At 49.5% G+C, this 14071-nt stretch carries 14 protein-coding genes; 5 read left to right on the top strand and 9 right to left on the bottom strand.

Going from position 1 to position 14071, the window contains the following annotated elements:
• Positions 1–184: 184 nt before the first annotated feature.
• Entirely contained in the window at positions 185–1111 is a 927-nt protein-coding gene (locus NG792_RS13895; protein ID WP_261199384.1) for a Sll0314/Alr1548 family TPR repeat-containing protein, read from the bottom strand.
• Between the two features lie 123 nt (positions 1112–1234).
• The gene (locus NG792_RS13890) at positions 1235–1402 is read right to left on the bottom strand and encodes a hypothetical protein (protein WP_261235774.1); all 168 of its coding nucleotides are present in this window, start codon (positions 1400–1402) and stop codon (positions 1235–1237) included.
• 35 nt (positions 1403–1437) lie between these two features.
• Between NG792_RS13890 and NG792_RS13885 the strand changes: the two genes are divergently transcribed.
• Both NG792_RS13885 and rsmG read left to right on the top strand, forming a co-directional pair.
• On the top strand, positions 1438–2112 hold the full coding sequence (locus tag NG792_RS13885) for an ABC transporter ATP-binding protein (RefSeq protein WP_261199383.1): 675 nt from the start codon (positions 1438–1440) through the stop codon (positions 2110–2112).
• A 170-nt stretch (positions 2113–2282) separates the two neighbouring features.
• On the top strand, positions 2283–3065 hold the full coding sequence (rsmG, locus tag NG792_RS13880) for a 16S rRNA (guanine(527)-N(7))-methyltransferase RsmG (protein ID WP_261235773.1): 783 nt from the start codon (positions 2283–2285) through the stop codon (positions 3063–3065).
• 233 nt (positions 3066–3298) lie between these two features.
• Here rsmG and NG792_RS13875 read toward each other — a convergent pair whose 3' ends face one another.
• From NG792_RS13875 to NG792_RS13865, 3 genes are read right to left on the bottom strand one after another with little or no spacing between them, the layout of a single operon-like run.
• Entirely contained in the window at positions 3299–4777 is a 1479-nt protein-coding gene (locus tag NG792_RS13875; RefSeq protein WP_261235772.1) for a sensor domain-containing diguanylate cyclase, read from the bottom strand.
• On the bottom strand, positions 4774–5388 hold the full coding sequence (locus tag NG792_RS13870; protein ID WP_261199380.1) for a chemotaxis protein CheC: 615 nt from the start codon (positions 5386–5388) through the stop codon (positions 4774–4776). Before NG792_RS13870 ends, NG792_RS13875 begins: the two co-directional genes overlap by 4 nt.
• Complete coding sequence (locus tag NG792_RS13865) at positions 5385–5762, bottom strand: response regulator transcription factor (protein WP_261199379.1); 378 nt, start codon at positions 5760–5762, stop codon at positions 5385–5387. The genes NG792_RS13870 and NG792_RS13865 overlap by 4 nt, the downstream gene beginning before the upstream one ends.
• Before the next feature lie 688 nt (positions 5763–6450).
• Here NG792_RS13865 and NG792_RS13860 point away from each other — a divergent pair.
• Positions 6451–7011: a hypothetical protein gene (locus NG792_RS13860; RefSeq protein WP_261199378.1), complete on the top strand. Its 561-nt coding sequence runs from the start codon at positions 6451–6453 to the stop codon at positions 7009–7011.
• Positions 7012–7308: 297 nt separating this feature from the next.
• The gene (locus NG792_RS13855; RefSeq protein ID WP_261235771.1) at positions 7309–8241 is read left to right on the top strand and encodes a LysR family transcriptional regulator; all 933 of its coding nucleotides are present in this window, start codon (positions 7309–7311) and stop codon (positions 8239–8241) included.
• A gap of 63 nt (positions 8242–8304) precedes the next feature.
• On the opposite strand, the gene NG792_RS13850 is transcribed toward NG792_RS13855, so the two are convergent.
• Positions 8305–8883, bottom strand: coding sequence for a glyoxalase-like domain protein (locus NG792_RS13850; RefSeq protein WP_261199376.1), 579 nt, complete (start codon positions 8881–8883; stop codon positions 8305–8307).
• 380 nt (positions 8884–9263) lie between these two features.
• On the opposite strand from NG792_RS13850, the gene NG792_RS13845 reads away from it, so the two are divergent.
• A complete protein-coding gene (locus NG792_RS13845) occupies positions 9264–9923 on the top strand; it encodes a sigma-70 family RNA polymerase sigma factor (RefSeq protein ID WP_261199375.1) in 660 nt (219 codons plus the stop codon).
• Between the two features lie 39 nt (positions 9924–9962).
• Here the strand turns inward: NG792_RS13845 and NG792_RS13840 are convergent, their stop codons facing one another.
• The 3 genes from NG792_RS13840 to NG792_RS13830 all read right to left on the bottom strand — a co-directional run bounded on the left by NG792_RS13840 (position 9963) and on the right by NG792_RS13830 (position 14065).
• On the bottom strand, positions 9963–10634 hold the full coding sequence (locus tag NG792_RS13840) for a Uma2 family endonuclease (RefSeq protein ID WP_261235770.1): 672 nt from the start codon (positions 10632–10634) through the stop codon (positions 9963–9965).
• Between the two features lie 195 nt (positions 10635–10829).
• Complete coding sequence (locus tag NG792_RS13835) at positions 10830–11027, bottom strand: chlorophyll a/b-binding protein (protein WP_261199373.1); 198 nt, start codon at positions 11025–11027, stop codon at positions 10830–10832.
• Positions 11028–11215: 188 nt separating this feature from the next.
• Positions 11216–14065 carry a CHAT domain-containing tetratricopeptide repeat protein gene (locus tag NG792_RS13830; protein ID WP_261235769.1) on the bottom strand — a complete coding sequence of 950 codons (2850 nt, stop codon included), beginning with the start codon at positions 14063–14065 and terminating at the stop codon, positions 11216–11218.
• Positions 14066–14071: the final 6 nt, after the last annotated feature.

Below are 14071 nucleotides of genomic sequence, written 5' to 3'. Positions count from 1 at the left end.
AGATTAACATATCCAGGCATCGGCTCACGATTAAATCAGTGGGACAATAAACCGCGTTTCCTCACCCAGATTGGGGACGGATTCGCCGAGTTTTTATCAAGAAACTGGGTTTCTAACTTTTGCTATACCGACGCCCTAGGCTTCGGCGAACAGAGCGGTTTCCAGAAAGAGGTTTTTGAGGTGCTCAGGAGGCAGCGGCTAACTCTTGCATTTTGCGAACATTGCGATCGCGTTCTCGTTGCAGTTGTCGTCTTAAGGCTTCGGGGAATTGCTCATTGGCTTGAGCGAGGGCTGTTTGAAAATTAGAGTCTGCTTGTTGCAGCAATTCCATATTATTCTGATCGTTGCCTTTTTTAACCAGAATCTGTCCTTTGAGATAAAACAGTTCTGGATTGTTTGGGGTAATCTCTAAAGCTCGATTCACCGCTGATAAAGCTTGATCTAGCTTATCTATATCCCGATAGCCCAGGGCGATTCCCCGATAGGCTAAATAAGAAGGAGCTGCATAATTTTCCAAGCGGGCGATCGCATCATCGGCATTAGCAAAAGGCAGATTCACCGCTAACATTAAATCCATGAATCCTTTAATCAGATTCAATTCCGGATCATTAGCTTCAATTTTTTCTGCCGCATCAAAATGCTTGAACACTTCTCTGAGTTTACCCATTGCTTGGGGAACCCCGCGCAATGTCCCTTCGGTACTCAGAATATAAGCGCCCTCTAAAAAATGACCCACGGCTAAATAAAGATTGCCGCGTAAGGGATTCTCAGTCAACAAAGATTCCGCAGTAGTGCGAGTGCGGGTTGCATAATCATTTAAGCGATCCCAGTCTTCATCTAAATAGGCCAAAGCCCCCTGCATCGCATAGACTAAAGGTTCATTGGGTTCGCTTTGTTCAGCTTGTTGGAGTTTATTGAGTGCTTCTTGATAATTTCCCTGTTCAAAGAGGGTTCTAAATGCGGCTTCAGTGTGCTCGCCGATTTCATGGCGATTTTCGGTGCGGAAGGGGTCTAAAGCCAGAGTCGGACTGATACTGAAAGTCAAGGCAATCGCCGCAGTCCCGGCGATCGCCGCAAGCAACCGACCCGCCATAGAAAACCGATAGTTCATACTCTACCTCGTCTGTTTTGCCTTGATGATGCCAAAAAATTCTGAATCCCCATTGAGTCGCGATCGCCTCAAGCCGGTTATTTTCATTTTAGAATCCCAATCCCGTTACAGCAGAAGTCCGGGCTAAAAAGTAATCTGTTCCACACTGGGCAGGTAATACGCAGGTAGTACGCAGGTAGTGACGCCGGGATTAGGGGCAAGTTCCGAACCATCCCGGAGTAGTTTAATCGGGTTAAGTTTGTCAAAATAGAATAGAGACTCAGCATTAGAACGCTGTTGAGTCTGTGCCATCTCGTTTAATCCCCCTATTGTTAACAAGGGTTTCAATGCTTTATCTGAAAAACCTAACTTACCATCCCACCGCGACTCCCACGCCGATTCTCAAGTCCCTTGACCTAGAATTTGCCCCACAACAGTTAGGCTTGATTATTGGACCAAGCGGTTCTGGTAAATCCACCTTGTTAGAAATTTTGGGAGGGTTGGCGGAAAAAACCCAAGGTGACATTTTTTGGCGGGATCAACTGTTGACTCCAGCCCATTTACAACAATTGGGGGGCCTGGTGTTTCAGTTCCCAGAACGGCATTTTTGTTGTGGGACTCTGTTGGAAGAGTTACGGTTAGGGCATCCGGAACTGGGGTCCGAACGGGTTCATGAGGCCCTCAAAGAAGTGGGTCTGGATGGGTTATCGTTGCAGACAGCGCCCCAATCCCTCAGTGGCGGACAGCAGCGCCGACTCGCATTGGCAGTACAATTAATTCGGCAGCCTCATTTGCTGTTACTGGATGAACCGACGGCGGGTTTAGATTGGTCGATGCGGCGCAATTTAGTCACGCTGTTGGCGAAGTTGAAGAAGCACTGGAGTTTGTTGGTGGTAACCCATGATGCGGGGGACCTGTTGGCGATCGCCGATTGCTGTTGGACCCTGAATCACGGGGAACTCCAAAGTGTCGAACCCAATAAACTCGCCATCAGCACTCAACTCTCGGTAGTCAGTTCTTGAGCGATCGCCCAATTCGGGCTGGTTTTATCCACCGTCTCCATCCCACTGCCGACCCCCGACTTCTGACCACCGCAGATTTTGGGGCAGGGGTTGGATCCCAAAAATCTGGATTTTCCCCCCCACCCAACCCTTAGAAAGACCCAAAAGTGCTTGTATTTGAACGACTAACCATGAGTGAACCTGACAAACCCGTTCTGCCATCCAATATCAAATTATGGGAAAAAACCATGAATTGGCAGCCCGATGCGGGTCATCTGCTGGAATTTCAAAGCCTTTATGAAGGCATTCTCCAAGGGAATCAATCCCTAAATTTAACTCGCATTACTGCACCGGATGAGTTTTGGGAAAAGCATCTGTGGGATTCTCTGCGGGGAATTACGCCGTTATTATCTCAACCCTTGGGTTCTACCACAAAGACGGTTCCTTTGGAAGGCGGGAATGGGTCAGTTCGGGCGATCGATATTGGAACTGGGGCGGGTTTTCCAGGGTTGCCGGTGGCGATCGCTTGTCCTGAGTGGCAGGTGACTCTCATAGACTCGACTCGCAAAAAAATTACCTTTCTTCAGAGTTTGATTAACCAGTTGGGGATGGAAAATGCCCAGGCGATCGTCGGCAGAGTCGAAGAAATGGGTCGTTCGGTTCAACATCGGGAACGGTATGATTTCGCCTTTGCGCGGGCGATCGGGCCGACGATGGTTTGTGCAGAATATGCCCTTCCCTTGCTGAAAGTGGGCGGGTTGGCGATTCTGTATCGCGGTCATTGGACTGAGGAAGAAGCGCAAGTCGTCTCCGCTGGGGTTGAGCAACTGGGCGGGATAGTGGATTTTGTGGAGAAATTTACGACCCCGCTAACGGATAGTGTTCGCACTTGTGTTTATTTGCGAAAGGTTGCACCGACTCGTGCTGAATTTCCCCGGGCGGTGGGCATACCGGCTCAAAATCCTCTACTGTAATCGGGGGCCGGATCGTCGGCGATTGTAGGAGATGGGGAATGTGAGAGTTAGCTGCACAGACAGACCGGCATATCCAGGATATGCCCGGTGTTGGTGAGGATTTAGAAGCGACTGAAGTTGTTACGCCCACAGCCGGATAACGACTTCAGTCGTTACTACAAAAAGTTATACGGGGAGAAAATTAGGTTTTTAGCAGTTCGTCGGGTTGGCTGCTCTTTACGGGTTCCTATTGATTAAGAGGCGGTGACGACGCGATCGCGACCAGCCGCTTTAGCTTGATAGAGGGCGACATCGGCAGCACGGAGGACGGCGAGTCCGGTTTGACCATGTTCAGGAAAGCTGGCAACACCTAAAGAGAGGGTGATGCAGCCGAGGGATTGGCCAGCATATTCAACTTTTAATAATTTTATCTTTTTTCGCAAGTGTTGGGCGCGCTCTTGAGTAACTGTTAAAGGCGCTTCGGGTAAAATGAGGGTAAACTCTTCCCCTCCATAGCGACAGGCGATATCTGTAGGGCGAATATTTTTTTGAAAAAATTCTCCCAATTGTCGTAAGACTTGATTTCCAGCTTCGTGACCGAAGGTATCGTTAAATTGTTTAAAGTGATCAACATCGATCATGATCAGGGAGAGGGGATATCCCTTCAGTTCAGCTTGATAGACTTCCCGTTCCAAGGCTTCTTCTAAATAGCGGCGATTGTATAAACCCGTTAGCGGGTCGCGGATGCTTTGGTTATGCAGGGTTTCTCGCAATTTTAAATTCGCTAAGGCTAGGGCAATATGTTCGGCAACTGTCATGGCTAACAGTTGGGTTGTATTCGATAATTGTCCTTTATCTGGGGCGCATAAATAGAGCACCCCTAGGGCTTTTCCCTGGGCCATCATCGGGACGCAGCAATATTCCGCCGGTAAGAGATTTTGATGGAGGTGTTGGCAAATTAATCCATTTTCCATATTCCCGACAAAATGCACCCGTCCTCGTCGCAAGGCCCAACATTCATTGGGAGCAAATACTTTCTGACTGCTAAAGGTAATCCCCCAACTGGCAACGACATCGAGCAAATTATTGAGGGAGTTAATAATAAAAACGGCACCGGGAATTTGGGGAAAGAGTAATTTACAGCATTGGGCGATCGCACTGTATGCCTCTTTAACAGTCAGGCAAGCTTGGAGTAAATCGCTCATTTCACTGAGCAAGATTAATTCTCGCTGACGCACTTCCAGTTCTAGGGTTTTTTGGTGTAATGCTTCCTGAGCTTGCTTGCGTTCCTCAATTTCTTCTAAGGCGCGATCGCGCATGGACCGATAATCCTGAAGGCGGCGAGTCAGATCCGTGACATCTTCGATGGCTAAAAGAGCGTAAAACCCCTCACCCTCAAAAGATTTTACCCCAGTTACTGTGGTATGTTGGATCCGGAATTGCCCATCGGGAAGGGGGGCTGGAATCAGATGTTTGTGCAGTTGGGAGGAAAAAATAGTTGGAGGGCCGCCTTCAAAGACTTGTTGAAGACGGTGGTGATACTTCGGCTGAGTTAAATGAGGAAAGCGATCGCCCAAATTCTTCCCTACAATTTCGCTTTTCGGAATTTTTGTCCAATCCTCTAGGCAACTATTCCAAAACAGAACAATAAAATCTTCCCGCAGCACGCAAGCACCCACGGGAACTCGGTCGAGAATTCCAAATTTCTCCTCAACCTGTTGGAGCTCATTCATTCTTCCTCACTCTCTTCTATCATCTCTAGGGCAGTCAGTAAGGCATCAAAGGACCCGAGCTTAAAAATTAAGATAATATCTCCCGCAATTTGGAGCTGTTCAATGGTAAACCGAGCCTGAGCTAATAAGACCGTGGTGTTAGGCTCTAATTGCTTAGAACTCAACAAGTGTTCCACGGTATCTTCTAAATACATGGGCAGGGAATAATTAAGATGCTGTCTGAGCAAATTGCTCATCGAGCCCATCACCCCATTGATCACAATATTGCCTATTTCCGTCAGGGTTCCGATTTTGACAGCATCCAAGTCCGGGGTTCCGACTTCCTCATTGGTCAACAAAGCCACTAATTTAGAAGCGCTATCTGTGGGAAAAACAAGCTGGGCCAGACCACTGAATGAGCCTGTAAAGCCAAGGCGTACCGCTGAAACCAGAGAAAGTCCCAGGCGATTTTCCAGTTCCTGCTTCATTTGTCCGGGGGAAAACACGCGGATAAATGGAACCTGCAAGCGGATGTGGCACTCAATCATTTCATTGAGGACACTTGCTGCTCGGCCAACACCAATGTTGACCAATTCCTGCAAAGTATCCAGTTGGTCAACGGTTAAATTCATCGAGCATTCTCCTCTGTACAACCCAATATTTTTTTCAGGGCATTATTCAATTCATCTGGTTTCGGCGGCTTATTAATCACTGCCTTTGCTCCCAATTCAAAACAGTGTTGACGGGAGGTTTCTTGAATGTCGGCTGTAATGACAATCACGGGAATTTTGTAGTTGTTATCCTTTAAATAGGTTAAAACATCCCATCCATCAAATTCCGGCATCAATAAATCTAATAAAATACAATCCGGCACTTCTTCATCTAACAGACCGATCGCCTCCCGCCCATTGGAGGCTTCTCGGGTAATATATCCCTGTTTCTGTAAGGATTTACAGATAACCCGCCGGGTAAATTGTGCATCATCTACAATCAAAATTAACGACATCGTTCTATTGTTTACACCAGAGTAACGGCAAAATTTATATCCTTTTTTGAGGTCCTTTTTGAATACAAGGTACGAAACATCGGTGCGTTGATACGATTCCTCCTTTGAGCATCCATCACATCCATTAGAGTAGCGCAATCGTTAGGCGATCGCGTTCCTCAGCCTGAGACTGATAAAGTGCTACATCTGCCGATTGAATCACCCCGATCGCAGTGTAAGGTAATTTCCTCTATGCGCCTTAAAATTCTTCCTCATTGCCTAGGGACCGCTTCGGAACCCATTGCTGTATTCCCGCCATCCACCCTCAGTCAATCACCCGAATAATGATCGCAATTATCCAGCATCCGTTCAGTCCCATGCAGACAACCGGCTTTATCTACCCATAAGTTCGCCAATTAGTAACAAATTAGGAACAGAAGCCCGGTTTCTGGTCCTACTGACTTAATTCTGTATCGATGCCCTAGAATTGGGGTGGCGACGGATACAACGATCCTCCCTCATTCGGTCAATCCCACACCCATTGGGACCCCTCGTGGCTTCTAGGTCAACCCCAGCCTAATATGAAAGAATTTGCACCCCGATTTTTCGGATTCCTACCCGATTCAATTCTTTCTGCTGGGCACTGATTTGACTATCATGGCAGAAAAGGGCAAGGAAAAATTTATAGTTTGATTAAGGCTGGGGTCTGGTGCTAATTATTTGTCCGGGAATTCACGAGCAGAACCTGACGCAGAGTTTTGTCTCGACTTTGCTGCCGAACCGAGTCTCGTCGGGCGGAACTCCCCAGGTTTGGATTCTGCCACCGAGCGATCGCCCCTATTTTCCCCTAGAAATCTTGCAGTTTTTGCACCAAAGCGGGGCGATCGACTTAAATAGACCCGCATCCACTGAACCGTTAATCTGGATCGCATTCAGCGCAGGAGTCGTGGGTGCGATCGGGGCAGCCTGGGGGTTATATTCTCTTCAATGTCCGGTTAAAGCCTTCATTGCTATTGATGGTTGGGGGGTCCCTCTATTTGCGCCCTTTCCGATTTACCGAGTCAGTCACGATTATTTTACCCACTGGAGTTCTGCCCTCTTGGGCCCCGGATGCGAGAGTTTCTATGCTGACCCCCCGGTGGAACATTTGGCGTTGTGGCGATCGCCGCAGTGCGCAGTCGGGTGGAGCCTTCCTCCGGACGGTTCTATCTCGTCACCCCAGCGGACTACAGCGGTGGAATTTCTAAGGTGGGCGATCGGTGGTGGATGAACTCAGCGGAATCAGGAGGGAATTTTGGCAGACAGAAGCAGTAGGAAGCGTTGGCAGTAGGAAAAAAGAGCGTTGCACGAAAAAGGCGATCGCCGGCTGTCAAAAATACGAGATAATGGCAACAGTCAGAACCAACCGAGGCTCGACTCCTCCTGCAACGCTACAGGAAGGGAGTAATACAGTTTTTTTGTATGTAAATTTATATTAACGCGAAAAATCATAAGTCAAAAGAGTAATTATTTATGAATATAATAGACTCAAATCTATATCAAAGGGTTATTCTGAGGAGAAAGGCCATTGAAGCAGTCAACCCTACACCAGCTTAGAGTCTTTGAAGCCGTGGCTCGACATAAGAGCTTTACTCGTGCTGCTGAAGAACTATTTTTAACGCAACCCTCGGTTTCAATGCAAGTCAAACAGTTGGCGAAGTCGGTGGGAATGCCACTGTTTGAACAAGTCGGGAAACGGCTGTATTTAACTGAAGCGGGAGAGGAATTGTTAGGGACTTGTCGAGACATTTTCGATCGCCTCTCCCAATTTGAGATGACGGTGGCCGATCTCCAAGGTCTCAAACAGGGACAATTAAAACTGAGCGTGATTACAACGGCCAAATATGTCATTCCCCGGTTACTCGGGCCATTTTGTCAGCGCTATCCGGGAATTGATGTCTCCCTCAAGGTGACGAACCATGAAGGATTACAAGAACGACTCAATGACAATCTGGATGATCTGTATATTTTAAGCCAACCTCCCGTGACTCCAGATGTCTTATGTCATGAGTTTCTGGACAATCCCCTGGTGGTGTTAGCACCGATGAATCATCCCTTGGCATTGCAGAAAAATATCCCCATTGAACGTTTGAATGGGGAACCCTTTATCATGCGCGAACCCGGTTCGGGGACTAGGCAAGCGGTGCAAAAAATGTTTGAAGAGCGGGGGGTGGCGGTGAAGGTGCGCCTGGATCTGGGGAGTAATGAAGCCATTAAACAGGCGATCGCCGGAGGATTGGGAATTTCCGTGCTATCTCGTCATGTTTTGACCCTGGATGGTTGGCAAAGTCAACTGACGATTCTGGATGTGGAGGGTTTTCCAATTCCTCGACAGTGGTATGCCATTTATCCCAGTGGCAAACAACTTTCCGTGGTGGCGCAGACCTTTTTTGACTATCTGCTGAATGAAGGCAAGCAGGCGATCGAAAGTTCGACGAAGATATACCAGCAGCAGGAATGACTCTTTGAGTGCAACAAAATCCGGCGACCCCATAACAGGGCGATCGCCGGATTATTCTTGAGCTTAATTCGAGATCTCAGTCATCTCAATCACCCGTCCTTGTCGGTCTTTCACCAAGAAATTTAGGGGCTTTTCTCGGCGGATTTTGTACTTGACTCCGCTCATCTGCACCCGTAATAACAACTGTTCTAGGCAGTCATGGTCAAACCCTACATGGCGTTGTCGGTTCTTGCTGCCTAAACTCGCCCCAGAAATGACGTGCAGTTGAGTATTTTTCTGTAATTGATACCAGAGTCCATCGGGTCCGGCAAGGGTTTGAGTCGCTGAGGACCCCATTGGGGAGGACATATAAAGGGGATCGATACCCGTGCCGCCCAGGGTTTGTTCGTAATTATAGTAATAATGTAAGGGGACTTCCGCCGCAGGCAATTCGAGCAACCCTTCATAAAGCTGTCGGGCAGTCTCCAAATCTGAAACCATGATAGTGTAAACTTTCGGGGCGCTGGTGAGGAACATCCACATCGCCACACCGTATGCGGCGAGTAGCATCACCATAATCCCCTGGGTAGAAAAGAGGCTATCCAGAGGTAGGGATGGCAGCAACGAGCTTAATGTCGGAGGAACGCTAACAGTTAGAGCCATGTACTTTTCAATAGGGTAAACCAAGGTTTAGATCGAGCGATCGCTTGGACAGTCGGGGTGGTGACCCACTTCTATGTCAATTCACTTGTTAATTAATTGTAACAAAGCCGGACAGAACTCATCACAGCATTATCTCTGACTTCCCTCCCCTACCCTACAAACCCGGTTTCTGAAGCGATAGTTTGCTTCTTTACCGACCGATTTTCCTAAAACCCTGGTTTCTTTGCATTCATTCTAATTCTGTTGAGGTTGGGGATGCGAATTTCACGCAAGTGTGGATATATTACAGACATCCATCAGAGACATCTGGATTCGTCTAGGGACTTCAAACCCCTTGTGGGTGATGCAATTTACCAGCTTTCATTCGTGAGTTCGAGCTTATGCAACCGCCTGTTTTTTCTGAATGTCAGCACCCACTGGTGCAGTCTTTGTTTCAAAGAAGCGATCGCGAACTGCTGACCCTGTTTCAGCGCCACCCCGATGAAGGCAAATACTTCACCGCCATTTTTGGGCGCTATAGTTCCATCGTCTATACCCTGATTCAACATCAAGCCAAATCCCCAGTTCAAGGGGACTATCTGTTTGCCATGACTTGGCGGCATATCTACCACGAACTCCGGGGACTCGATTTACGCTTTGAGCAAGGGGCTTCCACTCCCTTTACGTTACAAACCTGGCTGATTAATATGACCGCTTGGTGTATCGAACACGCTGAATTACCCCCCGTTGAGTCCATCCACTATTCCTTACAGACTTCCCCGCCTCCATTATGGTGTTATGTGGAACAAGCCTTAGATTTACTGTCTCCCCTGCTACGGATTACGGTATTAATGGCACAGACCTTTCACTGGAGTGAAACTCGAATTTCGGCCTATCTGCAAGCGGAAGGAGAAACGATCGCCCCAGGGGATGTCAAGGCATTACTCGAAGAAGGATATCAACGGTTAGAATCAGCCCTGCCAAGGGATATTAGAACCATTTATTTGGAGGCTTTTCCCCCTCATTCTAATTCCGCCCCCGCTTTGCAAAACGCCACCTAATCTAATCAGGACAAGGCAAATGCCTTGTCCTAATCATCCTTATGCTTCGGGATCGACCCCTAGCGCCCGTAGTTGGGCGGCGAGGGCCTCTGCCCGGTCCCGTTCGCGATCGGCCCGTTCTCGTTCCTGTTGCCATGCTACACGCAACTCCTCGGGCATCAGCAACCGTTCCCCACTATCCCCGCGATAAAAGGCGATCAGCTTACCTTCTACGGCCAAACGTAACCCCAAGACGGTACTATAATTATCTGCGATCGCCTCATACACTTCATTCCTTAAACGATACCCCTGCAACTGTTCCGGGATCCACTCTCCCCTCGGGTCAAATAACCAATATTCCTCAACCCCCATCTGTTCATAGATGGTTTTCTTAAACTCCATGTCCTGATTGCGGGTACTCGGTGAAGTCATCTCAAAAATCACTGATGGTACTTGTCCCTCTTCCCAAATCTTATAATTATCCCGCCCCCCTGGTTCCACATTAAAAATTACCATCACATCCGGGGCAACCCGCAACCGGGGGAAGCCTTGCGCATAGTATAAAAACTGATCGCCTAAAACTGTCGCCTGACGACCCGTTAGGTATTGTCGCAACACCTCCAGGGTGACGAGAATCGCATAGAGATGATCATAAGTTTCTGCCAAGGGTTCACCGTCCTCGCTGGGGTAAATAACCGGAGTTGCTTGTTTAATCGGTAGAGTTCCAGTCATTGATTTAGGTGGATTTTATAGTATTTTCAGTTTAACAATTTTAGGCGGTTCCAGACTATCCCAGACTTTCACCCATTCTTCATGAAACAAAAACGCACGAGTTGAGAGGACTCGTGCGTTGCAAAGGCTTGTCTATGAGAAAGTTGATTTGGAGATATCGAGCTAAAGCTCGTTATTTTATAAATTTTGAAAAAATTAGATTACTCCATTTTTTGTTAAGACTTCAAAGGCGAGTAATGAAACAAAACCAATCATTGCCAGCCTTCCGTTGAGTCGTTCGGCGTAGGGGGTAAAACCCGTGCGCGCGGTGTCATCAACGTACATTTTTGGCTCGATCGCAAAGTTGTTTAGTTTATCGCTTTCGCTAATCACGACTCCCTTTGTGGTGTTCATGGTTATTGGCTCCTTTAGTTGGTTTGGTGAACCCCTTGGTTGCTTATGTAAATAAATGTAACAGAGATTGTGAACTTTTGCAACAATATTGCAGAAATTTATTAAAATTCATAAACTCTTGTTGACAATTGGCAACTGTTAGGGTAAAAAATAGGAGGATTAACAACAACGCTAATCCTCCGAAACGCCTACTGCCACTCGCCTTGTAAGGTAAAGGCCGCCCAGTAGAAAGGGGCCTGCCACCGTTGTTGTTCCCAGAGTTCGATTTGGGCCGATCGCAATGCAGCAGCGGGAGTTAACCCTTGTTGGAGCATTTTCTGGTAAAAATTCACCATCAGCCTTGCGGTGGCTTCATCATCCACACTCCACAGACTGACGAGCACCCGAGGCGCACCAGCATACATAAAGCCCCGGGTGAGCCCCACCAAGCCCTCCCCTCGGATTTCCTGACCTAACCCGGTTTCACAGGCACTCAACACGATTAATTCTGCGGGTAAGTTGAGGTTAAAAATCTCATGGAGGCGCAAAAACCCATTTAACGGTTCCCCCTCTTTATTTAACAGGGAGAACACTAACCCCGATAACTCCGGATTCACACTATTCAGCAATCCGTGAGTGGCAAAATGAACAATCCTATATTGACTCAGTTCGGGATTAGTGGCAGCTTCGCGACTGGCGTCAAACCCGAAAGCTTTGCGGCGTTCGGATTCAGGTACCAGGGCGAGAATTTCCTCGGCTTCGAGTTTGGTATAGGGAAGACGGCTAAATTCGACTTCCGAGGCGCGAGTTCCAGTTTCCGATTTAATCCCGAGGGTAAGGGACTCATCGGAAGCATTCGGTTGCAGGCGATCGTCGTAGGGGGTAAACACCGGATCGGCGAGGACCGCTAGGGTTTTGGGGGCGGGGGTGCGTCCGGCTATTTCCTGACGCAAGACGGCCATTGTAGAGGCAGAGGGCAAGCTAACGACTTCATGTTTGACGATTAAAGGTAGATAGGTCTCGCTATCGTCTGGGGGATTGGGGACGGCGAGGGCGGCGAAGGGGATATATTGCAAGGCCCCATCACTGACTATCAGCAGGCGCTTGTCATCGCCGAGGTAGTCGGCGGCGGGTCCGAGGACTTTCTCGCTGAGGGCGGCAGAGGTTTGAGTAAAAATCGATCGCCGGATCCGCAGACTGGGAATGGTGAGGGCGTTTCTAAAGGCTTTGGCGGATTGTTCGATTTCTTCTCGGGGGGGTAGGGTGTAGCTGGTGAGGCTGGTTTTGGTGACCACCCACAGATAACTGCGTTCTTTGCCGAGGGAATATTCCAGGAGGATGGTGTCATCATCGAGGACTTGTTCCTGGATTTGGGTGAGGGTGAGGGGTTGGGGTTGGGTGAGGGCGGCGTAGCGGGGACTGGTGACGCGTAGCAGGGTTTGGACTCGCCGGTATTGGGTGAGGAGGTCGTCAATTTCAGCGGCGAGGGCGTCGGCTTGTTCCGGGGTATGGGGTCCGGAGAGGAGTTGGATGCGCCGTTCTTCTAAGGCGCTGAGTTGTTGTTGAATGCTGCGTTCGCGATCGAGAAGTTGGGGGTCGGCCCCTTGGCGAATGTCGGCGTTAGCTTCGTTGAGGATTTCTAGGAGACTGCGGGCGCGGCCCTGTTCGCTGGCTTGGAGGGCTTTGGCGTCAAAGCCTGCCCTGGGCTGCTGTTGGTGCAGTTCCATGAGCAGGTCGATGTAGAATTCGTAGTAGTCCTGGACTTTGGCGAAGAAGGAGGCGCGGGACTCCTGGCTGGCGACGTTGGTGCGCAGGTCCTCGGCGATCGCAATGGCGGTTTCGATTTCGGTGAGGGCCTTGTCCAGTTGTCCTTGATGACGCAAGGCGATCGCGATCCGGTAGCGGGTGAGGGCTTCTTTGGGGCGATCGCCGACGGATTGGCGCAGGGGTAGGGCTTGCTGATAGTATTCCAGGGCTTTGGGGTTGTCGCCGAGGGAGGCGTAGACAAAGCCGATGTTATTGAGGGTACTGGCTTCTCCCCGGCGATCGCCTGCGGTTTCCCACAAGGGCAATCCCTGGTGATAGGTTTCTAAGGCAAGGGGATAGTCTCCGTCTTTGGCATAGACAAAGCCGATGTTGTTGAGGGTGGTGGCTTCCCCTCGGCGATCGCCCGCTGCTTGCCACAGGGGAAGGGCTTCGTTATAGCGATCGAGGGCGGTTTGTTTGTCTCCTAATGCTTCGTAAACGTTGCCGATGTTGTTGAGGGTCAGGGCAACGCCTGCGGTGTAGTCCAGTTCTCGATACAGGGGAAGGGCTTGATTGTAGTAATCCAGGGCTTCTCGATATTGTCCTAAATCGTCATAAATTTTGCCGATGTTGTTATAGGTGACGGCTTCTCCCTGGCGATCGCCTGCTTCTTTCCACAGGGGGAGGGCTTCGTTATAGGCATCGAGGGCTTGTTGATATTCTCCTAGGGCATCGTAAACGGCCCCCCGTTCGGTGAGGGAAAAGGCTTCTGCACTGGGGAGTTCCAGTTTTTGATACAGTTCTCGCGCCCGATCATAAGCTTCCAGGGCGGGGATAAAGGTCCCCAGTTCCGCATAACTGCGCCCTAGGTTAAACAGGACGTCAGCAACGCCGGGAAGGTCTTCTACGGCTTCTTTGAGGGTGAGGGCTTGTTGGAGGTAGTCGAGGGCAGCTTGAGGGTCTCCGGAGGCTTTGGCAACGAAGGCGAGTCCGATGAGGGTTTCGGCTTCTAAGGATTGATTACCCAGTTGTTGATAGAGGGTGCGCGCTTCTTGGAGTTTGGCTTGGGCAGCGGTGAGGGCTTCTGGGGTGCCTTCTTCAAAGAGTTGCCCTCCTTCCTCAAAGGCGCGATCGGCCTGTTCTGCTACGCTGTCTGGGGTGGTTCTCTCAGCAGAGTCGGGGAGGGGCGCGGGAGGGGCAGCAGCAACTCCGGGGCAGATCAGGAGGCTTAACCCCAGGGTGAGGTTGAGGATCGCCCGGGGGATGCGCTCCTGGTATGGGTTATTCTTAGTTTGGTCTCCTCGATCGCTCATAAGGGG

This window comes from Laspinema olomoucense D3b (assembly GCF_025370785.1).
In the GTDB taxonomy this organism is placed as follows: Bacteria; Cyanobacteriota; Cyanobacteriia; order Cyanobacteriales; family Laspinemataceae; genus Laspinema; species Laspinema olomoucense.
Note: the sequence above shows the minus strand (reverse complement) of the source record. Positions and strands in the feature narration are given on the sequence as shown.